Source organism: Pseudomonas donghuensis, from assembly GCF_000696345.2.
In the GTDB taxonomy this organism is placed as follows: domain Bacteria; phylum Pseudomonadota; class Gammaproteobacteria; order Pseudomonadales; family Pseudomonadaceae; genus Aquipseudomonas; species Aquipseudomonas donghuensis.
Genome location: NZ_CP071706.1, coordinates 5,463,804 through 5,487,611 on the forward strand (window position 1 = coordinate 5,463,804; position 23,808 = coordinate 5,487,611).

Annotated in this window: 17 protein-coding genes; 10 read left to right on the plus strand and 7 right to left on the minus strand. The window is 61.5% G+C overall.

What is annotated here, in order from left to right; genetic code table 11:
- Window positions 1-4 precede the first annotated feature (4 nt).
- From BV82_RS25415 to BV82_RS25425, 3 genes are all read left to right on the plus strand, one after another.
- Window positions 5-4,429: an RHS repeat-associated core domain-containing protein gene (locus tag BV82_RS25415; protein ID WP_215444969.1), complete on the plus strand. Its 4,425-nt coding sequence runs from the start codon at window positions 5-7 to the stop codon at window positions 4,427-4,429.
- Window position 4,430: 1 nt separating this feature from the next.
- Window positions 4,431-4,862, plus strand: coding sequence for an Imm30 family immunity protein (locus BV82_RS25420; protein WP_010221267.1), 432 nt, complete (start codon window positions 4,431-4,433; stop codon window positions 4,860-4,862).
- A gap of 81 nt (window positions 4,863-4,943) precedes the next feature.
- Window positions 4,944-6,098, plus strand: a complete 1,155-nt coding sequence (locus BV82_RS25425; RefSeq protein WP_036994958.1) for a lysozyme inhibitor LprI family protein — start codon at window positions 4,944-4,946, stop codon at window positions 6,096-6,098.
- Window positions 6,099-6,103: 5 nt separating this feature from the next.
- Here the strand turns inward: BV82_RS25425 and BV82_RS25430 are convergent, their stop codons facing one another.
- Window positions 6,104-7,285, minus strand: coding sequence for an MFS transporter (locus BV82_RS25430; RefSeq protein WP_036994956.1), 1,182 nt, complete (start codon window positions 7,283-7,285; stop codon window positions 6,104-6,106).
- Between the two features lie 97 nt (window positions 7,286-7,382).
- Here BV82_RS25430 and BV82_RS25435 point away from each other — a divergent pair, with 97 nt between their 5' ends.
- Both BV82_RS25435 and BV82_RS25440 read left to right on the plus strand, forming a co-directional pair.
- Entirely contained in the window at window positions 7,383-8,285 is a 903-nt protein-coding gene (locus tag BV82_RS25435; protein WP_036994955.1) for a LysR family transcriptional regulator, read from the plus strand.
- 114 nt (window positions 8,286-8,399) lie between these two features.
- A complete protein-coding gene (locus tag BV82_RS25440; protein ID WP_036994954.1) occupies window positions 8,400-10,064 on the plus strand; it encodes an FMN-binding glutamate synthase family protein in 1,665 nt (554 codons plus the stop codon).
- Between the two features lie 30 nt (window positions 10,065-10,094).
- Here BV82_RS25440 and BV82_RS25445 read toward each other — a convergent pair whose 3' ends face one another.
- A complete protein-coding gene (locus tag BV82_RS25445; RefSeq protein WP_010221262.1) occupies window positions 10,095-11,396 on the minus strand; it encodes an OprD family porin in 1,302 nt (433 codons plus the stop codon).
- 228 nt (window positions 11,397-11,624) lie between these two features.
- On the minus strand, window positions 11,625-12,314 hold the full coding sequence (locus BV82_RS25450; protein ID WP_010221261.1) for a DsbA family protein: 690 nt from the start codon (window positions 12,312-12,314) through the stop codon (window positions 11,625-11,627).
- A 246-nt stretch (window positions 12,315-12,560) separates the two neighbouring features.
- Here BV82_RS25450 and BV82_RS25455 point away from each other — a divergent pair, with 246 nt between their 5' ends.
- A complete protein-coding gene (locus BV82_RS25455; protein ID WP_036994953.1) occupies window positions 12,561-14,663 on the plus strand; it encodes a TonB-dependent receptor in 2,103 nt (700 codons plus the stop codon).
- Window positions 14,664-14,733: 70 nt separating this feature from the next.
- Here BV82_RS25455 and BV82_RS26485 read toward each other — a convergent pair whose 3' ends face one another.
- The 4 genes from BV82_RS26485 to BV82_RS25470 form a co-directional block, all read right to left on the minus strand.
- Window positions 14,734-14,934: a hypothetical protein gene (locus tag BV82_RS26485; RefSeq protein WP_036994952.1), complete on the minus strand. Its 201-nt coding sequence runs from the start codon at window positions 14,932-14,934 to the stop codon at window positions 14,734-14,736.
- A 186-nt stretch (window positions 14,935-15,120) separates the two neighbouring features.
- The gene (gene aguA / locus BV82_RS25460) at window positions 15,121-16,227 is read right to left on the minus strand and encodes an agmatine deiminase (RefSeq protein WP_010221259.1); all 1,107 of its coding nucleotides are present in this window, start codon (window positions 16,225-16,227) and stop codon (window positions 15,121-15,123) included.
- 20 nt (window positions 16,228-16,247) lie between these two features.
- Window positions 16,248-17,126, minus strand: a complete 879-nt coding sequence (gene aguB / locus BV82_RS25465) for an N-carbamoylputrescine amidase (RefSeq protein ID WP_010221258.1) — start codon at window positions 17,124-17,126, stop codon at window positions 16,248-16,250.
- Between the two features lie 169 nt (window positions 17,127-17,295).
- Window positions 17,296-20,205: an aminotransferase gene (locus tag BV82_RS25470; protein WP_036994950.1), complete on the minus strand. Its 2,910-nt coding sequence runs from the start codon at window positions 20,203-20,205 to the stop codon at window positions 17,296-17,298.
- A gap of 214 nt (window positions 20,206-20,419) precedes the next feature.
- Here BV82_RS25470 and rfbB point away from each other — a divergent pair, with 214 nt between their 5' ends.
- The 4 genes from rfbB to rfbD are packed head-to-tail and all read left to right on the plus strand — an operon-like array spanning window position 20,420 to window position 23,785.
- Window positions 20,420-21,502, plus strand: coding sequence for a dTDP-glucose 4,6-dehydratase (gene rfbB, locus BV82_RS25475; protein WP_036994946.1), 1,083 nt, complete (start codon window positions 20,420-20,422; stop codon window positions 21,500-21,502).
- Window positions 21,499-22,374: a glucose-1-phosphate thymidylyltransferase RfbA gene (gene rfbA / locus BV82_RS25480; protein WP_036994945.1), complete on the plus strand. Its 876-nt coding sequence runs from the start codon at window positions 21,499-21,501 to the stop codon at window positions 22,372-22,374. The genes rfbB and rfbA overlap by 4 nt, the downstream gene beginning before the upstream one ends.
- The gene (gene rfbC / locus BV82_RS25485; protein WP_036994943.1) at window positions 22,371-22,916 is read left to right on the plus strand and encodes a dTDP-4-dehydrorhamnose 3,5-epimerase; all 546 of its coding nucleotides are present in this window, start codon (window positions 22,371-22,373) and stop codon (window positions 22,914-22,916) included. Before rfbA ends, rfbC begins: the two co-directional genes overlap by 4 nt.
- Window positions 22,913-23,785 (plus strand): dTDP-4-dehydrorhamnose reductase, encoded by an 873-nt coding sequence (gene rfbD, locus BV82_RS25490; RefSeq protein ID WP_036994941.1) that lies wholly within the window; start codon window positions 22,913-22,915, stop codon window positions 23,783-23,785. Before rfbC ends, rfbD begins: the two co-directional genes overlap by 4 nt.
- The last annotated feature ends 23 nt before the right edge of the window (window positions 23,786-23,808 follow it).

Genomic DNA, 23,808 nt, shown 5'->3' on the forward strand with positions numbered 1-23,808 from the left:
CTGCATGTCTGACGCCTTGTGGGCCGCCCGCCAGGGCGACGCCCTGATGCACACCTCGATGATGGCCGACATCGTCAGCGGCGTGCTGGAGGTGGCCGCCAACGTCGCCATCGGCGTCCTGGCCACCGCCGCGGTGACCGCGGCGCTGGGCCTGACCGTGGCCACCGGTGGCTTGGGTTGCTTCGTGCTCGGCGCGGTGGTGGGCATCGTGGTCGGCGTGGCCATGAGCAAGACCGGCGCCGACAAAGGCTTGAGCAGTTTATGCGAGGGCATCGGCAACTTTTTGTTCCCGCCCTCGGTGCAGGCCAACATCCTCACCGGTTCGAAGAACACCCACACCAATGGCAAGCCGGCCGCCCGCGCCGCCGGCGTCATCGTTGCCGCCGCGGCGCCCGCTGGCAGTGATGCTGCTCAGCCGCCTGGCGAAGAGGAAGAGGAAAGCTTCCTCGACATGGCCAAGGGCTTTTTCTCGCAGATGTGGCGGCCCACGGTCGCCAGCCCGGCGCCGAACACCGAGCCTGCCGACGACGACAAGATTCTCTGCAGCAAGCACCCGCCGATGCCGCCGCAGTACCTGGCCGAAGGTTCGAGCAAGGTCACCATCAACGGCCATCCGGCCTGCCGCAGCGGCGATCGCAGCACCTGCGAGGCGGTGATCGTCGACGCCGGGCTGATCTCCGATAACGTGCGCATCGGCGGCGGCTCGATCGTGGTCCGCGAGATTCGCAGCGGCAAGACCCCGGGCATCGGCCTGGCGATTACCGCGTTGATGCTGCTGCGCGGGCGCGGCGGCAAGTTCTACAGCAAGTTCGGCTGCATGGTGATCGGTGGCATTGCCAGCGCCGTCACCAGCCAGGTGAGCGGGGCGATCACCAATGCTATTGCCGGCTCGCTCAATCCGGTACATGCACCGACCGGGGCGAAGATTCTCAGCGGCGAGGAAGAACTCGATTTCAGCCTGCCGGCGCTGATCCCACTGGACTGGCAGCGCTATTACAACAGCCGGGATGAACGCCGCGACGGCCTGTTCGGTGCTGGCTGGAGCGTCGATTACGAAGTCTTCGTCGCCATTGAAACGCATCCTGAAGGCAGCGAGCGCCTGCTGTTCACCGACGAGCAGGCGCGGGTCGTCGACATGGGCAACATTCCCCGGGGTGATGCGGTGTTCAGCGCTGGCGAAGGCCTGAGCGTGCGTCGCGCGCTTGACGACGAGTTGCTGATTGAAAGCAGCAGCGGACTCTATCGTTTGTTTCAGCCGACCCCGGGCAACCCGCAGCACCTGCGCCTGGCGCAACTGGGCGACCGCAACGACAACCGCCTTTACCTCGACTATGACGCCAGTGGCCGCTTGCTCAGGCTGCGCGACACTTTCGACGCGGTTCAGGTGCAGTTGGTTTACAGCGCGCAATGGCCGGCACGGGTCAGCCATATCGAGCGCCTGTACAGCGATGATTCAAGTGAGCTGCTGGTCAGCTATGCCTACGACAGCAACGGCGACCTGGCCGAAGTCCGCGATGCCGCTGGCCAGTTGCAACGGCGCTTCGCCTACGACCAGGGCCGGCGCATGGTCGAGCACCAGTTGCCCAGCGGCCTGCGCTGCTTCTACGAATGGACTCGTGCTGCAGACGACTGGCGCGTGGCCCGACACTGGACCGACGACGGCGACGAGTACCGTTTCGACTACGACATCGAGGCGGGCATCACCCGCATCACCGATGGTTTGCAGCGGGTCAGCACACGCTATTGGAACCCGCAGTACCAGATCACCGAATACACCGACGCCGTGGGTCTGACCTGGCGCTTCGAGTGGAACGACGAGCGCCAGCTGCTGGGCGCCACCGACCCGCAAGGCGGACAATGGCAGTATCTGTACGACGAGTCCGGCAACCTCTGCGAAAGCATCGACCCACTGGGCCGCAGCGAGTCGACCCTGTGGCTGGAACACTGGTCGCTGCCCCGGGTACAGACCGACAAGGCCGGCAAGCGCTGGAGCTACCGTTACGATCAACGCGGCAACTGCAGCAGCGAAACCGATCCACTGGGCCGCACCACCCGCTACCGCTACGACGATCGTGGCCAGGTGGTGGAGATCATCGATGCGGCGGGCAAGCACAAGCAGTTGCACTGGAACGATCTGGGCCTGCTGATTGAGCAGGTCGATTGTTCAGGGTATCCGACACGCTTCAGCTATGACCGGCGCGGCTATTTGCAAGCAGTCATCGATGCCCTCGGCGAGCGCACCGAATACCAGAATGACGCCCAGGGGCGAGTCGTTGCCACGCAGTTGCCGGATGGCCGTAGCGAGCGTTATGAACTGAACAGCAGCGGCCAGCTCAGCCGCTACATCGATCCGGCCGGGCATGTCCTGCAGTTTCGCTACAACCGCCGTGGCCAGCTCCTGCAACGCATAGACCCGCACGGACGTCAGGTGCAGTACAGCTACGACAACTACGGCCGTCTGCTGGCCCTGACCAACGAGAACGGTGAGAGCTATCGCTTTAGCTGGGACCTGGTAGACCGCCTGACCCGGCAACAAGACCTCGACGGCAGCGCCAGACGCTATGAGTATGGACCGCTGGATAATGTCAGCCGCCTGGAGTTTGTCCCTGCGCCATACGGCAGCGGTCTGGCCGTGGTGCCGGACACAACGCCGAAGTCGATCGTTCACCAATACACCCGCGATGCTGCCGGCCGGTTGCTTGCCAAACAGACCGACGATGGCCGCACCGACTTCAGCTATGACCCGCTGGACCAACTGACCACCGTCTGCTTCACCGACAATGACGGCAACACCGAACAGCTAGCCTTTGCTTACGATGCTGCCGGCCAGCTCGTACAGGAGCACAGTGCCAATGGTGCGCTGCAGCATCACTATGATGAGCTCGGCAACCTGGTCCAGAGCCAACTGCCCGATGGCCGCTGGCTCAACCGCCTGTACTACGGCAGCGGTCACCTGCATCAGCTCAACCTCGATGGCAAGGTAATCAGCGACTTCGAGCGCGACCGTTTGCACCGTGAAGTGCTGCGCACCCAGGGCCGTGTCAGTACCCGCAGCGAGTACGACCGCAGTGGTCGCTTGCGCTCGCGCCTGCGCCGCCCCAGCCATCAGCCGCCGCAACTGCCGGCTGCGGTGCAGCAACGCTTCGATTTCGACCCGGCAGACAACCTGACCAGCCGCTTCAACCAGCAACCCGGCAGCCAGCACCAGCAACTGCTGCACTACGACGCCAGCGGGCGGATCATGGCCAGCCAGGACGCCGGCCAGGGCCAGAGCGAAGCCTTTACCTACGACGCCGCCGCCAACCTGCTCGATGGGCCACAGGCCGGCGTGGGGCTGGTACGCCACAACCGGCTGCTGACCTATCAGGACAAACGTTACCGCTACGATGCCTTCGGCCGCCTGATTGAAAAACGCAGCAGCCGGCGCGGCATCCAGCACTTCAGCTATGACGCCGAGCACCGCCTGGTGCAGGTGCGCAGTCAGCACGGCGGTCGCGAGCGGGTACTAAACATGCGCTACGACCCGTTGGGTCGGCGCACTGAAAAAAGCGAGTATGACGAGCACGGCAACTTGCTTGATCAGACCAGGTTTACCTGGGACGGCCTGCGCCTGCTGCAGGAACACCGGCACAGCCAGACCAGCCTCTATCTGTACGTGCAGAACAGCTATGAACCGCTGGCCAGGGTCGACGGCACTGGCCTGCAGCAACAGATACGCTATTACCACAACGACCTCAATGGCCTACCCGAGCAGCTGACCGAAGACACTGGCGAAGCCTTGTGGCAGGCGCGGTATCAGGTCTGGGGCAATACCCTGCAGGAAGTGCGCGAGGCGCATTTCATCGAGGAGCAGAACCTCAGGTTCCAGGGTCAGTACCTGGATCGCGAGACCGGGTTGCACTACAACCTGTTCCGCTTCTATGACCCGGATGTCGGACGCTTTACCCAGCCGGATCCGATCGGCCTGGCCGGCGGCTTGAACCTGTACCAATATGCCGCTAACCCTGTGGGCTGGATCGACCCGCTCGGGCTCAACGCATTGCTGCCCGGTGAGGGCGGTGTCGGCGCCTATGGCAAGCTGCCCGGCACGCCAGGGGATAACCTGACCGGTCACCACATGCCGTCAGCCGAATACATGAAGCAAAAATTCGGTATCAGCCGCAACAAATCCATCGCCATGCAGATGGAGCATATTTATCCTGAGAACAAAGGCCGTCACCCGATGACCCGCTCCTATTCAAGGCGACCTTTCCTCAATGAGAAACCCAGGGATGCGCTCGCTCGAGATATCTGGGACGCCCGCAAGATCTACAAGCAGCAGGGGCTTTACACCAAGGAAATCCAGGCGGGTCTACGGGAAACGATACGGCAGAACAAAAGTACCTTTCCGAATATATTCAAGAAACCATCGAAATGCGGAGGAAAATAGGATGAGCCTGACAGAAGCCCTCAACGACTGTGCAACCTTCAACAGCGACGCTGAGGTGGCGCGTTTTTCCAAAATACTGCGCGACATGGCGCAGACCCGCGACACGCAATACCTTCCGGTCATGCTGTCGCACCTGGACGATGACTGCGAATATGGCGACGTCATGAAGGAAATAATCGGTATGGCTGAATCCTTCGACCCCGCCAACTATGTCGAAGCAGTGATTGAAGTCACCGACTCCCTTAAAGAAAAGGCCAGTGACTGGCTGGAAAGCATCCACTATCGGATTTTCAATTCCCCCGAATACACCAAACTCTACCGCGCCGCCCTGGCGCAAAGTGCCAACAAGGCAGCGATCAAAAGCTACCTCCAGGACTTTCTGGCCAACAACCCGGAGAAGCAGTCCGAGGTGGATTCGGTTCTGGCAGGATGAATGAAAGCTGCGGCGGCCAATTCCGCTATGGCCGCCGCTGACGTATCATCCGCGCCCCGCTTGTATTCACATGGACGTCCGATGAAAGCCCCCGCGCGCCTGCTCCTTGCTGCCCTTTTCGCTGCCTGCCTGCACAGCCCTGCAACCGTTGCCGCGGGCTTTGACTGCAGCAAGGCCAGTACCCTGCTGGAAACCGCCATCTGCACCACGCCGTCGCTGTCGGCCAAGGACGACCAGCTCAACGAGCGCTACAAACCGCTCAAGGACCGCAAGATCTTCCGTGAGCTGGAGAACTTCTGGCTGCGCGAGGTGCGCAACCGCTGCGAGACCGCCGCCTGCCTGGAAGTCGCCTACGACCAGCAGATCAAGCTACTGACACCGGTACCGGCACTCACACAGATCGATCCCAAGAGCCTCCAGCCCCTGCCTCGCGATCAGCGCTACACGCAGGTCGAGGATGAGCCGTGGCAGCGCTTTCCCCTGGCCACCGTCGCCGACATGAGCGAAGACAGTTTTGCTTACTTGGTGGACGTCGCCACCCTCGATGGCGTGCTGAACGTGGTGTTGTTCGTTTCCGAAAAGCAGGATGACGAAGGCAGCAACCCCGGCAATATCTATGACAGCCGCCCGATCGGCACCCTCTACGAATACTCCGATGCTCGCCCTGGGCTGCACCCGTTCGCGCGCAATGTACGCTTTGACGGCTGGAGCAGAATCACCTCCAACGACCAGGGCCAGCGCTATGCCGGGATCATCGACGGGGTGTTCTATTACCGGCAGAAGATGACGGGCGAAGCCCAGCAGAGCATGGCCTACAAACTGGGCTCCCAGGCCGCGCCGCAACCCTCGACGCAACTGTACGCGGCCGAGTCCAACAGCAAGCGTTTCGCCAAGGCGCAGATCAGCGGCGACCTGAACCAGGACAACTCCGGCCTGCTGCTCTATTACCCGCACCTTAACGGCAATGACAACCCCTACGACCGGGTGATGGACAAGGATGCCGGCGGCTGGAGCCTGGTCAACCCGACCTGGAGCCCGACCCGGCCAGTGCTGTACTTCGACAACAACGGTGGGTTCGCCTGTATCTGGCGGGTCGACCTGGTAACCAAGCGCCTGGAGAAGATCGTCCCCGAGCATGAAGCGGTTGCTGCCCGCCCGGTGGACGTCATTGGCCGCGAGGCGATCGTCTACCTGGAAGCCGACCAGCTGATGTTTGCCATCGCCCCGGATCAGTAAAGGTTCTACTCTCGGCACCAGCGGTGTGCACGATGATCGGCATCGCTGCGCTGCCAGCCGAACCAGGCAATCAGCATCACCAGCAGTTGCGCGCTCATGATCAGCGGCACACAGCCTGGCCAGCCCCAGCGTTCCCAGAACAGCGCCGGCAACAGCGCGCCGGCGCTGCCGCCCAGGTAGTAGAAGGTCAGGTAGCAACCCACGGCGCCGGCCTTGTTGTGCTTGGCGGTGCTGGTGACAAAAGCATTGGCAGCCGCCTGGGCCAGGAACACCCCGGTGGAACTCAACGCCAGGCCCAACACGATCCACCACAGGCTGCCGAGCAGTGTCAGCAGCGACCCAAGCAGGCCCAGCATGCCGGCTGCCAGCACCAGATGCGCAGGCGGCCTGGCACCGGCCAGCTTGCCGGCAATCGGCGTGACCACCAGGGCCAGGAGAAATACCGCATAGACCGAACCTAGCGCCGCGACGCCGAGATTGAAGGGCGCGGCCAGCAGATGGAGGCCGACATAGGTGAAGGTGGCAATCTGCGAAAACAGCACGCAAAAACCGACCAGGTAGGCCGCCAGCAACGGCCTGTTGCGCAGCATGCTGATACGGTTGTGGGTGAGGTTGCTTTCGATCAGGCGCCCGCCACCGGGCAGCAGCCAGTGGATACTCAAGCCAATCAGCAAGGTCAGCATTGCCAGTAACACGAAGGCTTCGCGCCAACCCAGGTATTCGGTCACCAGCCCCGTGAGGAAGCGCCCGGCAAAACCGCCTAGGATGGTCCCGGCGACGTACAGGCTGGTGACTTCAGTAACCATCGCGCCCTGCCAGCGCTCGCCGATGTAGGCCACGCTGGTGGCGAAGATCACCGGGATCAGCATGCCCTGAACGAAACGCCAGAGCAGCAGGCTCTCGAGGTCGTTGGCGCAAGCCAGCATGACACCCGGCAGGCTGAGCAGCAGCGCCGCCACAACCAGTACCGTCTTCTGACGCCAGCGCCGGGTCAGCACGCCGACAAAGGGCGCGACCAAGGCCACGGCCAGGGTGGTGGCGGTGATGCTCCAGCTGACGTGCCGGGCATCCACGGCGAAGCTCTGCGCCAGTTCGGCGAGAATGCCCTGGGTGGCGTAGAGCGGCAGAAACGCGGCGCATCCGCAGAGGAACATGGCGAAGCGGGTGGCGGACAGGCGCGATGGCATGGGAAAACTCGTTACAGTGACGAGCAATGTTTATAAGGTGCGGTCATTGGCCGTGACCAATACCGAATTCGGACCGATTGATACCTCAAGGTGCAACATGCTCGATGTGCGAAAACTGCGCTATTTCATTGCCGTCGCCGACGACCTGCATTTCGGCCGCGCCGCGCAGCGCCTGCACCTGGCCCAGCCAGCACTGACCCGACAGATCTCGGCGCTGGAAAGCCAGCTGGGGTTTCGCTTGTTCGAGCGCAGCAGCCGCGCCGTCAGTTTGACCGTCGAGGGTCAGCAATTCGTACCTTATGCCCGCGGCGTACTGGAGCAACTGACACGCAGCGAGCGTTTTGCCGCCAAGCTGGCCGCCGGCACTGCCGGGCAACTGAGCCTGGGCTACGCCAGTTCGGTGGCCTTGAGCGATCGTTTCACCCAGGCCATTCAGCAGTTTTCCCGCGCTTACCCCGAAGTCCGCCTGACGCTTGTCGAGGAAGCCTCTACGGCGCAATGGCAACACATCGTCGAAGGCTCCCTGGAGATTGGTCTGAGCCGTCTGTTACCACCGCCGCAGCTCAACGAACTGCAGGTCCAGCCGCTGGATCAGGAGCCACTGCTGGTGGCGCTGGCTGAGGACGATCCGCTGGCAGCCCTGGAAACCATCAGCCTCGTTGAGCTGCAAGCCCATCCTGTGGTGCTGTACAGCGACGAACAGGGCACCGGCCTCAACGATGCCATCGAGCGCTTGTTCCAGCATTGCGAGCTGCCCTTGCTGCGCGGGCCGAGGGGACGCCAGATCACGTCGATCATTGCCTTGGTGGCCGCCGGCCAAGGCATTGCGTTGGTTCCCGCCTGCGCCCGCGCCTTGAACCAGCGCGGCGTGTGCTACCGGCCCCTGAAGGAAGCTGCGGCCACCATCGGTTTACTCGCCGTCAGCCATCGCCATCGACGCTCACGGGCCGCCGACGCTTTTCTGCAAATACTCGCTCAGGCAACCGAAACCAGCGCATGAGCGCGGCCGCCTGACAAGCACGGCGGAGATAAAAGTGTTTTACCGAAACCACTGGTTTTCTAAGCCAATGCTTTGCCTATCCTAGGAAGGATCTCTCATATCAGCGGAAGATCCATGAAAGCTTCGCTTCCCAGCCGCTACGCCTGCCTGATCGGCTGCCTGGTTTTCACCTTTGCCAACCTGCCCTTTCTCGCTGCCCATTCCTGGCTCTGGCCGTTCACCCTGATCAGCGCACTGCTCAGCCTGGTCGGTCTCAATGACCTGCGCCAGAGCCAGCACGCCGTGCGGCGCAACTATCCGATCCTGGGTAACATCCGCTACCTGATCGAAACCATCCGCCCGGAGATTCGCCAGTACCTGCTCGAAGGCGACGATGACAAGCTGCCGTTCTCCCGGGCCCAGCGCTCGCTGGTGTACGCGCGGGCCAAGAACGAAAGCGCCGAGAAAGCCTTCGGTACCCTCAACGATGTCTACCGGCCGGGCTTCGAGTTCATCAGCCATTCCATGTTGCCGGTCGAAACGCCCGACCCCGCCTCGTTTCGCATCAGCATCGGCGGCCCGCAGTGCCGCCAGCCCTACTCTGCGTCGATCTTCAACATCTCGGCGATGAGCTTCGGGGCACTCAGCGCCAACGCTATTGGCGCTCTGAACAAGGGGGCCAAGCTCGGCCGCTTTGCCCATGACACCGGTGAGGGCAGCATCAGCCCCTACCATCGCGAGCATGGTGGCGACCTGATCTGGGAAATCGGCAGCGGTTATTTTGGCTGCCGCACAGCAGAAGGTCGTTTTGATCCTCAGCGCTTCGCCGAACAGGCCCGCGACCCGCAGGTGAAGATGATCGAGGTCAAGCTCAGCCAGGGCGCCAAACCCGGGCACGGCGGGATACTGCCCGGGCACAAGGTCAGTGCCGAAATCGCCGCCACCCGTGGCGTACTGATGGGGGAAGACTGTATTTCGCCTGCGGCGCACAGCGCCTTTCGCAGCCCGGTACAGTTGCTGGAGTTCATGGCGCAACTGCGCCAACTGTCCGGCGGCAAGCCGGTGGGTTTCAAGTTCTGCCTGGGCCACCCATGGGAGTTCATGGGCATCGCCAAGGCCATGCTGGTCACCGGCATCGTTCCGGACTTCATCGTCGTCGATGGCAAGGAAGGCGGTACCGGCGCCGCGCCGCGGGAGTTCAGCGACAACATCGGTGTGCCGATGCGCGAAGGCCTGATGTTCGTGCATAACACCCTGGTGGGCCTGAACCTGCGCGACAAGATTCGCATCGGCGCTGGCGGCAAGATTATCAGCGCTTTCGACATTGCCAGCGTGCTGGCCATTGGCGCCGACTGGGTCAACTCGGCCCGTGGCTTCATGTTCGCCATCGGCTGCATCCAGTCGCAAAGCTGCCACACCAACAAATGCCCGACCGGCGTGGCCACCCAGGATCCGCTACGCCAGCGTGCTCTGGTAGTACCGGAAAAAGCCGACAGGGTTTACAGCTTTCACCGCAACACCCTGCATGCCCTGGGCGAAATGCTCGCCGCTGCGGGCCTGGAGCACCCGTCCGAACTCAAGCCCAAGCACCTGGTGCGGCGCATCAGTGCCAGCGAGATCCGTCTGTTTTCCCAGTTGCACGTGTTCCTCAAGCCTGGCGAATTGCTCAGCGGCGCGATCGACAGCGAGTTCTATGCACGGATGTGGCGCATGGCCCGCAGCGACAGCTTCGAGCCGGAGAGCGGCGAAGCAGTGGCGATCAAGCCCATCCCGCGCCGAAAACAAACAACCCCGGCCTAGGCCGGGGTTGCTGGAGACACCAGACAGCTATCAGAGAATGCTGATCGGGTACTCGACGAATACGCGGACTTCGTTACCGTCGTCGTTGTAGCCGTTCTGACGAACGCTGTCAGAAGTACGCAGGAACGAGCTACGCAGTTTGACGGACAGGTCCTTGGCAGGGCCTTCCTGAACCACGTACTTGAACTGGTTGAAGATTTCGCGCTCTTTACCTTCGCCGAAGCCGTGGGTGTTGATGTTGTCACCACGCACGTAGGCCACTTTGTAGGTCAGGCCCGGTACGCCGAAGGCGCCGAAGTCCAGGCCGTAGCCCAGCTGCCAGGAACGCTCGTCTTCAGCGTTGAAGTCGGACCAGTAGGAGTTGGCCAGGTAGATGGTCGAACCACCGTCACCCACGCCACCGGCGTTCTGGTAGAAGCCGTACTGATAACCGGTGTCGCCAGTGCTGCGCTGGTGCGCAATGGTGATCGAGTGCGGGCCGAAGGCGTAGGTGGCCGCCAGGCTCCAGATGGTGTTGGAGTCACCGGTCAGGTCGGCGGCAGCGACGTACTTCTTGTCGATGTCCGACTTGTAGCCGTTGAAGTCCAGGGTCAGCGACTGGTCGTCGGCGATAGGGTGAACGTAGTTCACGCCCAGGTAGTGCTTCTTCAGTACATCTTCAACATCGGAGGTGTACAGGGAGGCCGACAGGTTTTCGGTGAACTTGTAGCTGCCGCCGAATACGTTGATCGACTTCAGGCCACCGCTGTCACGGCCTTCAGCACTCTTGCGGGCTTCCTGGGTGAAACGACCGGCGTTCAGCTCCAGGCCCTTGATCTCCTTGGAGGTGATCAGGGTACCGGTGTAGCTTTCTGGCAGCAGGCGACCGTCGTCGTACTGCAGCACTGGCAGTTCCGGCATCTGGTCACCGTACTTCAGTACAGTGTTGGAGATGCGGAATTTAACTGCTGCGCCACCACGGGCCAGATTGTGCGGGGAGTTCTGCTGGTTGGTTGGCGAGTCGCCGTCCGCCGGCTTGAAGAAGTCGATACCGCCACCGCCGTTGCGGCCTTTACCACCGTCCAGACGCACAGCGTACAGACCGAAAGCGTCGACACCGACACCAACGGTGCCCTGGGTGTAGCCGGAGGAGAACTTGCCGATGAAGGCCTGGCCCCACTCGCTTTGGTCTTTGGTATGGTGCTTCTTGTCACGGTTGATGAAGGCGTTGCGCAGCAGAACGCTGGCTTTGCTGTCTTCTACGAAGCCCTTGGCTTCGGCCTGGTCATTGGCCATAGCCTGAGTCGCTGCCATAAGCCCCAGCGCGATCAGACTGATCCTGGTTTTCAACATTTTATTTTCCTTATTACTTAGTCAAAGACGCTCTGCGACCAAACGCCAAAAACCACGCCCCCTGCGTGGGTTGACGCTCACGGGTCTAAAAATGAAAAGCCCGCCTGCGAGTGATCGCAGCGGGCCTTTTATTCTGGACTCTTGGCCGATGGGCCTACAGGCGTTGACCGAATCCTATCCGTGTGCGGATCGGCGTGTCAAAATTTCGTGAAAAGTAAGTGTTTCTGCTTACAAGTCGCAGCCATTCGGAGCGCAAAACGCTGGGTTAGAGGCATTTGCGTCCGCGCTCAGGTAGAACTCCCGGTCCAGCCATTGCACGAAGGCATCGGGCTTGCCGAGGAAGGGACCGATATCGATCACCTGCAGCCGCCCTTCCCGTTCCAGCACCAGGGTTGGAAAACCCTGCCCGCCGACGCTGGCCATGAACGCGCGGCTGGTACCCATGTGGCTTTCTGAATCCACTTCCAGCAAAGCGCTGGCAAAGGCGTGTGCAGGCAGCCCCATCTCGGCGGCGATGGCCTTGAGCACCGCATCATCGGCAATCCGTCGGCCTTCTATGTAGTGCGCACGCTGCAACCGCGCCAGCAGTTCAAGGCCACGGCCCGCCAATTGCTCCGCGGCAAGGATGGCGGCAATTGGCGGCTGCGAATCGAATACCGCGTCGTTGTCGCGCAGCAGTCCTTCGAAGTAATCCCGGCCAAAAGGCTGCCCGGTGTACTCGGCGATGCGCCGGTCATGGGGCATGACGAAGGCGCGCAACTGCGCCGAAACCTTTTGCCGATTGGCACCGGCCATCATCCCGCCGCCATGCAGCACGACCGGCATCAGGCCACTGGCAGCATTGATCAGCGGTTCGGCACCATAGCACCAGCCACACAACGGATCGAAAACATAGTGAAGGGTGGTTTGCACGGGCATGAGCGCCTCCGAGAAAAAGTGATGGCGTCAGGTTAGGCCGGATGGAGGTTGCGAAAAACGCTGCACTGGTTACAGATTTGTTGCGAGAAACAGCACAAATAGCTGGCCAGACCCAAGGCCAATCAATAGAAACATTTTGAAACAAACACCTCGCCAGCATGCTTAGAAACAGTTAACGTTAGTAAATGGCAAGCATTATCATTCGCGCGATTTTTTTCACTTCCCGTAAATGCCCGGATGTCCGCCATGTTTGCCCCCCGCCGCCTTTCTCCCCTGACCCTGGGCCTATCGCTGTTTTTCAGCTCAGGCCTGGTCGCCGCTGCCACCACCACGCTGCCCGAGGTCTCGGTCACCGCCGAGTCCGACCGCGAGCGCGATGACCCGCGGGTACGCGAAGTCAGCACTGCCACCCGAACCTCGACGCCTGCCCGCTATGTGCCTCAGGCCATCGACGCGGTGAAGACTAGCAACGTGCTGGACTACGGCAACAACGACCTGGCCAAGGCACTCAGTGGCATCCCCAACGTCAGCAGCGGCGCCGATACCCGCTTTGACAGCGTGCGCATCCGCGGCTTCGACGCCAGCAACGACTTTTACCTCGACGGGATCCGCGACGACAGCCAGTATGTGCGCGACCTGCACAACATCGAGCGGATTGAAGTGCTCAAGGGCCCGGCCGCCGTACTCTATGGCCGCGGCAGCCAGGGCGGGATCGTCAATCGCGTGAGCAAGATGCCGGAAGCCGGACGGCGTTCCAGCATCGAGGCCCAGGGCGGTAGCGAAGACCTGCGCAGCCTGTATGCCGACCTCAGCGCCGATCCGACCGATAACATCAGCCTGCGCCTGAACATGGGCAACCAGGACAACAACAGTTTCCGCGACGGCATCGATGGCAGCCGTCAGCTGTTCGCGCCATCGATGAGCTGGCAGCTGACCCCGGAGCTGAACTGGCTGGTGCAATATGAGTACAGCCGCTACAACCGCACCCCGGATCGCGGCATCCCCAGCGTCAACGGCCGCCCGGCCGACGTCGGCCGCGACACCACCTACGGCGATACCCAGCGTGACTTCATCGACGACAAGGCCCAGTCCCTGCGCTCGCGCCTGAACTACCAGCTCAGCGACAACTGGCAGGTGCGCCACACCCTGGGCCTGTTCAAGCTCAACAGCGATTTCGACAACACCTACCTGACCGGCTACAACGCCACCACCAACCAGGTCACCCGCCAGCGCTGGCAGCAGGACCTGAACACCCGCAACCTGTTCAACAACCTTGAACTGGAAGGCAACTTCGACACCTTCGGCCTGCAGCACACCCTGCTCACCGGCCTTGAGTTCGGTAACCAGCGCCGCGACCCGATCCTCTACACCGCAGCGACCTCGGGCGCGGGCTTTCACCCGGTTCCGGGCCTGGACCTGAACAACCCCAACCGTGACCTGCAACACAACGGTCGCATGGTGGTCTCCAGCAACAACCACACCGTAGTCGACAGCCGCGGCGTGTACCTCCAGGACCAACTGCGCCTGAACGATCAATGGCAAGTGCTGGCGGGGGTACGTTTCGACCAGTTCGAGGTGGAAACCACCAACAAGGTCCGCGGCCTCTCCGAGAAGCAGGACAGCAACAGCACCAGCCCGCGCCTGGGCGTGGTCTATTCGCCCTGGCAGGAACATTCCTTCTATGCCTCCTGGAGCAAGACCTTCTCGCCAGTGGGCGGTGGCCTGATCGGTATCACCCCGGGCGCGGCCGGCAACACCAACGAAACCAGCCCGGAACAAACCCGGCAGAAGGAAATCGGGGTCAAGAGCGACTGGCTCGACGAGCGCCTGAGCACCACCCTGGCGGTCTATGAGCTTGAACTCTACAACCGCCGTACCAGCGACCCGAACAACCCTGGCATCACCCTGCTCTCGGGCCTGCAGCGTTCCCGCGGCGTCGAGCTGACCGCCACCGGTAACATCGTTGGCAACTGGTACGTGCGCGGCGGTATCGGTATTCAGGATGCAACCATCGTCAAGGACAACAACGGCCAGGAAGGCAACCGCGTGAGCAACGTCGCCAAGCACAATGGCAGCCTGTTCGTGACCTGGAAGCCGGAGATGGGCTGGTACGGCGAGACCGGCCTGACCCTGATCGGCGAGCGTTATGCCGACAACCAGAACACCGCCGTGCTACCGGGCTATGGCCGCTGGGATGCCCTGGTGGGTGTGCGTACCAAGGACTGGGACCTGCGTGCGGCGCTCAACAACATTACCGACAAGACCTATTACAGCTCGGCCACCAGCGCCGCGCAGATCCAGTTTGGTGACCCGCGCAGCCTGATCGTTACCGGTACCTATAGTTTCTAACAGCACAGCAACAAAAAAGGGCGGCATTGTTCAGACAATGCCGCCCTTTTCATTGCTGCTGCCGAACCACCTAGCGGCTGCCATCACCCAGCAGCGCTTCCAGCTCTGCTTCAGTAAGCAGGCCTGCCGGGTAACGCGCCAGCAACGAGCGACGCTGATCGGCCTTCCTGACCCGGTTTGTTCCATTGTGTTTCAACCACTGCGCCACGCGCTGGAGGGACTCGTGATTCACCGCTGATGGGGGCGAAGCCGGCTCACTTGCTGCATTCATTTCGACACGTACTCCCTGGGGCCGTGAGCGGCTAACCTACTCAAACTTTGTGACAGAACTGAGGAGCCCTATCTGTTTGAAATACAATGCAAAACAAATACAAGAGGTGTGCCAAAAAGCTATGCCGATCGTCGTCCGCGGATAAAAAAAAGCCCGTCAATCGACGGGCTCTTTGCTTGCTGCACTTCAGCCTTTGGCGGGAGCCGGTTGCTGCTGGGTCAGGCAATGAATGTTGCCGCCCCCCAGAAGCATCTCGCGTCCGGGGATCATGACCACTTCGTGATCGGGGAACACCCGCGCCAGAATCGCTCTAGCCTCAGCATCTGCCGGGTCGTCGAAGCTTGGGGCGATGATGCCACCGTTGACGATCAGGAAGTTGACGTACGAGCCGGCCAGGCGCACCGACGGGTTGCGCTCCTGGCTGCCGGCCACCGGATCGACCCCGGCGCACTCTTCTTCGCTGGCGAACAGCGGCCCCGGAATCGGCATCTTGTGCACGGTAAAGGCGCGACCTTTGGCGTCACGGCTGTTCTCCAACACTTCGAGTGCGCCATGGCAGCGTGCGTAGTTGGGGTCTTGCGGATCATCGGTCCAGGCCAGTAACACTTCACCTGGGCGAACGTAACAACAGAAGTTGTCGACGTGGCCGTCGGTCTCGTCGTTGTACAGGCCATCGGGCAGCCAGATGATGGTGTCCACTGCCAGGTGATCACGCAGGATCGCTTCGATCTGCTCGCGGTTCAGGTGCGGGTTACGGTTGTGGTTGAGCAGGCACTCCTCGGTGGTGATCAGCGTGCCTTCACCGTCAACGTGAATCGAGCCACCTTCGAGTACGAAACCTTCGGTGTGGTAGCGCTGGCAGCGCTCCATCTCCAGCACCTTGCTGGCCAGTTGCTCGTCACGATTCCATGGCGAGTACAGGCCGCCCTCGAAGCCGCCCCAGGCATTGAAGCCCCAGTCGACGCCACGCACTTCGCCGCTGTCATTGATGACGAAAGTCGGCCCGGTATCACGCACCCAGGCATCGTCGTTGCTGATTTCCACCACGCGGATGTTCGGCAGGTCGAGCCGGGCGCGAGCGTTGTCGTACTGGGCGGCGGAGACGGCGACGGTCACTGGCTCGAAACGGGCGATGGCCTTGGCCAGCGTCACATGGGCAGCCTGCACCGGCTTGCCGCCCAGGCGCCAGTTGTCCGGGCGCTCGGGCCAGACCATCCAGACCTGGGTTTGTGGCGCCCACTCGGCGGGCATGTGGAAGCCGTCGGCGCGCGGGGTACTGGTGAGAGTTTTCATAGATGATCCTTGCTGAACTATCAGGATTGCAGCGCGCCGTCGAGGGTCTTCACCGGGCCGTACAGCGTTGGACGACGGTCTCGGAAAGTGCCCCAGGCACTGCGGGTGTGCTCAAGTTTGTCGAGGTCGAAAGTATGCACCAGCACACCCTCCTCGGTCTCGTTCAGCGCCTGGACCTTCTCGCCGAACTGGTCGGCAATGAAAGAGGAGCCGTAGAAGGTGATGTCGTAGCCGTCCTGCTCTTCGCGGCCGATGCGGTTGCTGGCGATCAGCGGCATCAGGTTGGCGCCGGCATGACCTTGCTGTACACGCTGCCAGTGGTCGCGCGAGGAGATGGTGTTGTCGTGCGGTTCGCTACCGATAGCCGTCGGGTAGAACAGCAGCTCGGCACCGAGCAGGGCCATGCTGCGTGCGCACTCGGGGAACCACTGGTCCCAGCAGATGCCTACGCCGATTTTCGCGTAACGGGTCTGCCAGACCTTGAAGCCGGTGTCGCCCGGGTTGAAGTAGTACTTTTCGTGGTAGCCGGGGCCGTCCGGAATGTGGGTTTTACGGTACACGCCCAGGTTGCTGCCATCGGCATCGATGATCGCGATGCTGTTGAATCGCGCACGCCCGGCCAGCTCGTAGAAGCTGATCGGCAGCACCACCTGCAGCTCTTTGGCGAGCTTCTGGAAATGGCCGATGGCGGCATTGGCCTCAACCGGCGTGGCCAACTGCAGATAGTCCGGGTTGGGCTTCTGGCAAAAGTACGGGGTTTCGAACAGCTCCTGGATCAGGATGATCTGCGCGCCCTTGGCGGCCGCTTCACGGACCAGCCGCTCGGCGCTTTCCAGGTTGCCCTGGCGGTCCCAGGAGCAGGCCATCTGGGTGGCGGCAACAGTGACGGTGCGGCTCATTTACTCCTCCTCGACAGGTGGCTGGACCGACTAGGCCAGGCCATCACGGTGATGATGGAGGCTTTTATATCCGATAAATATCGACTTTAAAAGAGGCATCTTAAAAAACGAAGCCAATAAAAAGTCGGTTAATCCGATAACAATCGAACTACCGGCTTTAGCTCAGGCGTTACAGGTCTTCTGACAACACCCGGTCGATGCTGTCGACGAAGTAGTCCACGCTTGCCCGGGTGGTGCACATCGGCGGCTTGATCTTGAGGATGTTCAGGTAATCGCCTGTGGGCTGCATGAAGATGCCCAGGTCGCGCAGGCGGTTGCACAGGAGGGTGGTCTCGGCACTGGCAGGCTCCAGGGTCTGGCGATCACGCACCAGCTCCAGCCCCAGGTAAAAGCCGGAGCCGTGCACGGCACCCGCCAGCGGATGTTTATCGACTAACTGCTGCAGCCGTGACTTGAAGTAGCCGCCGACTTCCCGGGCGTTGTCCCACAACCCCTCTTCTTCCATGACATCGAGCACGGCCATGCCAATGCGGCAACTGACCGGGCTGCCACCGGCGGAGGAGAAGAAATAGCCTTCGGCCTCCAGCGCTTCAGCAATCTCCCGGCGGGTGATCACCGCACCCAATGGCTGACCGTTACCCATGCCCTTGGCCATGGTGATGATGTCCGGCACAACCCCCTGTTCTTCGAAACCCCAGAACCAGGTACCCAGCCGGCCATAGCCGACCTGCACTTCATCGGCAATGCACACGCCGCCCGCTGCCCGTACCTTGGCATAGACTTGTTGCAGGTAACCCGGCGGCAGCGAGATGCCGCCGGCATTGCCGTACACCGGCTCACAGATGAAGCCGGCCAGCTGCCGTTGCTCGGCAGCCAGTGCGTCGAGCTTGGCATCGACATCATGCAAATAATCGGCGGTGCTTGCGGCGCCACGGAAGGCACCGCGATAGGTGTTGGGGGCAATCACCGGATGAACCCATTCCGGCCGGGTGCTCAAGGCCTGGGGATTGTCAGCGATGGAAGTGGAAATCGCATCGGTAGCCACCGACCAGCCGTGATAGGCCTCAAGCACACTCAACAAGTCGCGCCCACCGCTGTAGGCCCAGGCCAGGCGAATCGCCAGGTCGTTGGCCTCGGTACCGCTGTTGACCAGAAACACCCGGTCCATGCCGCTCGGCGCCAGGGCCAGCAAGCGTTCGGAAAATTCGGCGATGGCCGCATAGTGAAAGCGCGAGTTGGTATTGAGCAGCGACCATTGCCGCGCCGACTCGGCAACCATGCGCGGATGCCCGTGACCAAGAACTGCAACGTTGTTGAGCATGTCCAGGTAAGCCCGCCCCTGCATGTCGAACAGGTAGTTGCGCCAGCCGCGCTCGATATGCGGCGGCTGCTGGTAGTAGTGCTTCTGCGAGCGGGCGAAACTGGCATCGCGCCGGGCCAGCAAAGCCTGGGCATCGACCAGCGGTTCGGCGTTGCAGGCAACACCGAGGATGGCCTGTGGCGAGGGGCACACTGCTTGCCAGGCCCGAGCCCGCGAAGGCACGACAAAGGCCGGCGGGTACAGCCCGGCAACCCGGCACAGCTGAACCTTCAACAGTGCGGCACTGGCGCCCAGTGACTGCCCCTGGGCTATCACCTGCCCCGCGGCTGGCGCCTGGCTCAGCCCATGCAGCCACAAGTTGCATTCATTGCCCGCAAGGCAACCGCTGTCTTCGCCGTACTGGTGCCAGGTACCGGCCCAGGGCGCCTTGAGCGCCGTGGCTACAGGCAGGTGCACCTCGACATTCAGGGCGAAGGTTGCCGGCTCCGCGGGGTTATCGATGTGGGTCTGCGACAACCGGTACTGCCCGTACAAGGTGCAGGCCGCGCCTGAATCGCCAGCCTGCTGGGCCAACAAGCGCTGATCGATGCCCGGCTGCTCCCAGTTCCCTGCCTGGTAATGCTCGCTGAGCACGCCAAGATCCACCCCTACCACCTGTGCTGCGACCGAGGGTGGCAACAGCGGCGTGAAATCTTCCAGCACCCGCGCGGGCAATTCATGCCCGGTCACTTGCAGGATCGCCGCCTCCATCAGCTCGAAGGGCACGCTGGTGGCGACATCGAAGATTTCCCACTCATGGGCCAGGTTGTCGCGGCTGTAACTGTTACCAGGGTCGACACTCAGCTGTTGTTCACCGCTCAGCACCAACACCGCGGCCCGGGCTACCACTAGCGGCCACAAGGCCTGGAGTTCGGCTGTGGTCAGCGGGTTGAGCGCATGGTAGGCCTCGATCGCCGGCAGTATCCGCAAGGGGTCACCCTCGGCATGGTGCAGCAATGCCGCGCAAGTCACCGAGAGATCAGCGATGCGCCAGGTGTGCATCAGGTCGCCAAAATCAATCACCCCTTGCAACTGCCACTGCCGCTGCTCATCCCGCGCCCAGACGGCGTTGTCATCGGTAATGTCCAGGTGCACCGCCTGCAGCGGCAATTGGTCGACCAACGGTTGCAGACGTACCCTGGCCTGCTGTGCGGCAGCGCTTATCCGCGCTTGATACGGGCTTTCAGCCAGCACCGGCAACAGATGCTCGATCAATGCCTGGGCGTGGCGTGGGTCCCATTGCAGGGTACGTTCGAGCCCTGGGTGGGTGAAATCGGCCAGGGCTCGGTCGACTCGCGCGCAAAGACGGCCAAGCTCCGCCACCAGGCGTGGCTCCATGTGCTTGATTCGGGTCAGCGAATTACCGTCTATATAGTCGAGCACGCGCACGCGCAAAGCTTGACCACCCACCTCTACCGCCAGCAGTTGCTCGCCCGTTCGCGATGCCAGCACGGCGGGCACCGGTAGCCCTTGATCGCGCAGGTAACCCAGGGCGCTGTGCTGGGCCTGCAGTTCGGCCATGGCGTAATCACCATGGCAGATTTTCAGCACATAGCGCCCCTGGGGGGCGTCCAGGCGAAAATTCAGGTCCTGCTGACTGCCCAGCGCTTGTAATGCGCCGCTGAGGCCGAAATGCTCCTGCAACAGGCAAGCGGCCTGCTGTTCACTGACTTCAGGGCATGGCTGACTGGAGCGATGGATCAGGGTACTGAGCGACATGGGCTGGGGACCTCATTTTTTTGTTGCCTATATCGCCACTGCTTGTGCCAGTTGGCAAGAATAACGGCTAAAATCGCAGCAGAATTGCTCTGCTGCCTCGAGCATCTCAAGGGAAAGGCACAGCTCGGCGCTTTTTGCTTGCGCCTGTCTCCCCCTGGCCACAAGCTATGTCCTTTAATTTTCAATGTCAGTTACGGAAGAAAGGCAGTCCGACATGCGAATTCTCATCACCGGCGGGGCCGGCTTCATCGGTTCGGCGCTGGTGCGTCACCTGATCAACAATACCGAGCACGAAGTACTCAACCTGGACAAGCTGACCTATGCCGGTAACCTGGAATCGCTGACCAGCATCGCGACCGATACCCGCTACGAATTCGTCCAGGCCGATATTGCAGATCAGGCAACCGTCAGTGGCGTGCTTGAACGTTTCAAACCCCACGCGATCATGCACCTGGCCGCAGAGTCGCATGTAGATCGTTCGATCGACGGTCCTTCGGACTTTATCCACACCAATATCGTCGGCACCTACAGCCTGCTGGAGGCCACCCGCGCCTACTGGCTGACCCTGCCGAGCGATGAGCGTGCGGCATTCCGCTTCCATCACATTTCCACCGACGAAGTGTATGGCGACCTGCATGGCGTCGATGACCTGTTCACCGAAACCACGCCTTACGCGCCAAGTTCGCCGTACTCGGCAAGCAAGGCCGCGTCCGATCATCTGGTCCGGGCCTGGCAACGCACCTACGGTCTGCCGGTACTGGTGACCAACTGCTCGAACAACTACGGGCCGTTCCACTTCCCGGAAAAACTCATTCCGCTGGTGATTCTCAATGCTCTGGCTGGCAAACCGCTGCCTGTGTATGGCAACGGTCTGCAGGTGCGTGACTGGCTGTTCGTCGAGGACCACGCCCGCGCCCTGCTCAAGGTAGTGACCGAAGGCAAGGTGGGCGAGACCTACAACATTGGCGGGCATAACGAACAGAAGAACATCGACGTGGTCCGCGGCATTTGCGCACTGCTCGAAGAGCTGGCACCGCAACGTCCGGCGGGCATTGCCAACTATGCCGACCTGATCACCTACGTTCAGGATCGCCCTGGCCATGATCAGCGTTATGCAATCGACGCCAGCAAAATCGAACGTGAACTGGGCTGGGTCCCTGAAGAGACCTTCGAGACCGGCCTGCGCAAGACCGTACAGTGGTACCTGGACAACCTGGAGTGGTGCCAGCGGGTCCAGGACGGCAGTTATCAAGGCCAGCGCCTGGGCGCCAGCGAATTCAAGGATCTGATTGCATGACCAAAGGTATTGTCCTGGCGGGCGGCTCCGGCACCCGTCTGCATCCTATTACCCTGGGTGTTTCCAAACAGCTATTGCCGATCTACGACAAACCGATGATCTATTACCCGATCTCGGTATTGATGCTTGCCGGTATACGCGAAATCCTGCTGATCTCCACCCCGCAGGACCTGCCGCAGTACAAGCAGCTGCTGGGTGACGGCAGCCAGTTCGGTATCGAGCTCAGCTATGCCGAGCAGCCTTCTCCGGACGGCCTGGCCCAGGCGTTCCTGATTGGCGAAGAGTTCATCGGCGACGATTCGGTCTGCCTGATCCTTGGCGACAATATTTTCCATGGCCAGGGTTTCAGCGAACAACTGCTGCGTGCCATCAAACAGCCCTCCGGCGCTACCGTATTCGGTTATTGGGTCAAGGATCCTGAGCGCTTCGGTGTTGTCGACTTCGACCAGGATGGCCGTGCGTTGTCCATCGAAGAGAAGCCGGCCAAGCCAAAGTCTCACTACGCGGTTACCGGCCTGTACTTCTACGATCGCGATGTGGTGAAAATCGCCAAGGACGTCAAGCCTTCGCCACGTGGCGAACTTGAGATCACCGACGTCAACAATGCCTATCTGCAACGCGGTGACCTGCGTGTCGAACGTTTCGGACGTGGCTTCGCCTGGCTCGATACCGGGACTCATGACAGCCTCCTGGAAGCCTCGCAGTACGTGCAGACCATCGAACACCGTCAGGGCCTGAAGGTTGCCTGCCTTGAGGAAATCGCGTTTCAGCAGGGCTGGATCGACCGCACACAATTGCTGGAGCGTGCCAAGGCATTTGGCAAAACCGGCTACGGACAGTACCTCTACGGCTTGGCTGAAGAACACCAATGAACGTAATCACTACTGATCTGCCCGGCGTACTGATCATCGAACCCAGGGTGTTCGGCGACAGTCGCGGATTTTTCTATGAAAGCTTCAACGCCGACGTATTCAAGGAAAAAACTGGCATCACCAGCACATTTGTCCAGGACAACCACTCACGCTCACAAAAAGGTGTCTTGCGCGGGCTTCACTACCAACTGGAAAACACCCAAGGCAAGCTGGTTCGTGTGACCCAGGGGGAAGTACTGGATGTAGCTGTGGATATCCGCCGCAGTTCCCCTCATTTCGGCAATTGGGTCGCGGTCAGGTTGTCCGCCGACAACCACCGCCAACTCTGGGTGCCCGAAGGCTTCGCCCATGGTTTTGTCGTGCTTAGTGATAACGCCGAGTTCCTGTACAAGACCACCGACTATTACAACCCGGCGGCCGAACGCTGCATTCGCTGGGACGATCCGGATCTGGCCATCGACTGGCAACTGGACGAAGCACCGCAATTGTCTGCCAAGGACCAGGCCGGAAAATGGTTGACGGAGGCGGACCTGTTCCCATGAGCGCACGCTTGAGTATCCTCATCAGCGGCCAACACGGCCAGGTATCCCGGGAACTGCAACAGCGCCTGGGCGACCTGGCGCAGTTGCATGTGCTGGGTCGTGACCAGCTCGACCTGGCCAACCCCGAAGGCATTCGTGAACGCGTACAGACGCTCAAACCCGACCTGATCATCAACGCCGCGGCCCATACCGCAGTCGACAAGGCCGAGAGCGAACCGGAACTGGCCTTCGCAATCAATGCCCGGGCACCGGGTATCTTTGCCGAAGAAGCCGCGAAGCTCGGTATCCCGCTGATCCACTACTCCACCGACTATGTGTTCGATGGTAGCAAGGACAGCCCCTACACCGAAGATGACGAGCCCAACCCGCTCGGCGTCTACGGGCGCAGCAAACTCGCCGGCGAGCAGGCGATTGCCGCAGTCGGCGGCCAGCACCTGATCCTGCGCACCAGCTGGGTGTATTCACGGCACGGGAGCAACTTTCTGCTGACCATGCAGCGCCTGCTGCAGGAAAAGCCAGAGTTGCGCATCGTCGCCGACCAGATCGGCGCGCCGACCTGGGCCGGCACCATCGCCATCAGCACCCGTGCCCTGATCGAGCGCTGGCAGGCTGGCCAGGCCGGTGCCTGGGGCACCTATCACCTGACCGCCCAAGGCGAGACATCCTGGTTCGGTTTCGCCCAGGCCATCGGCGAGCAACTCAAGGCCCAGGGCCTGCCTTGTGCCGAGTTGCTACCGATTCCTTCCAGCGATTACCCGACCCCGGCCCGCCGCCCGCTGAACTCGCGCCTCGATTGCAGTCGCCTGCAACGCGAGTGGCAGGTCAGCCAACCGCACTGGCAGCAGGCACTGATCGACTGCCTGAAGTAGCGCATAATGCGCCAGATCATTCT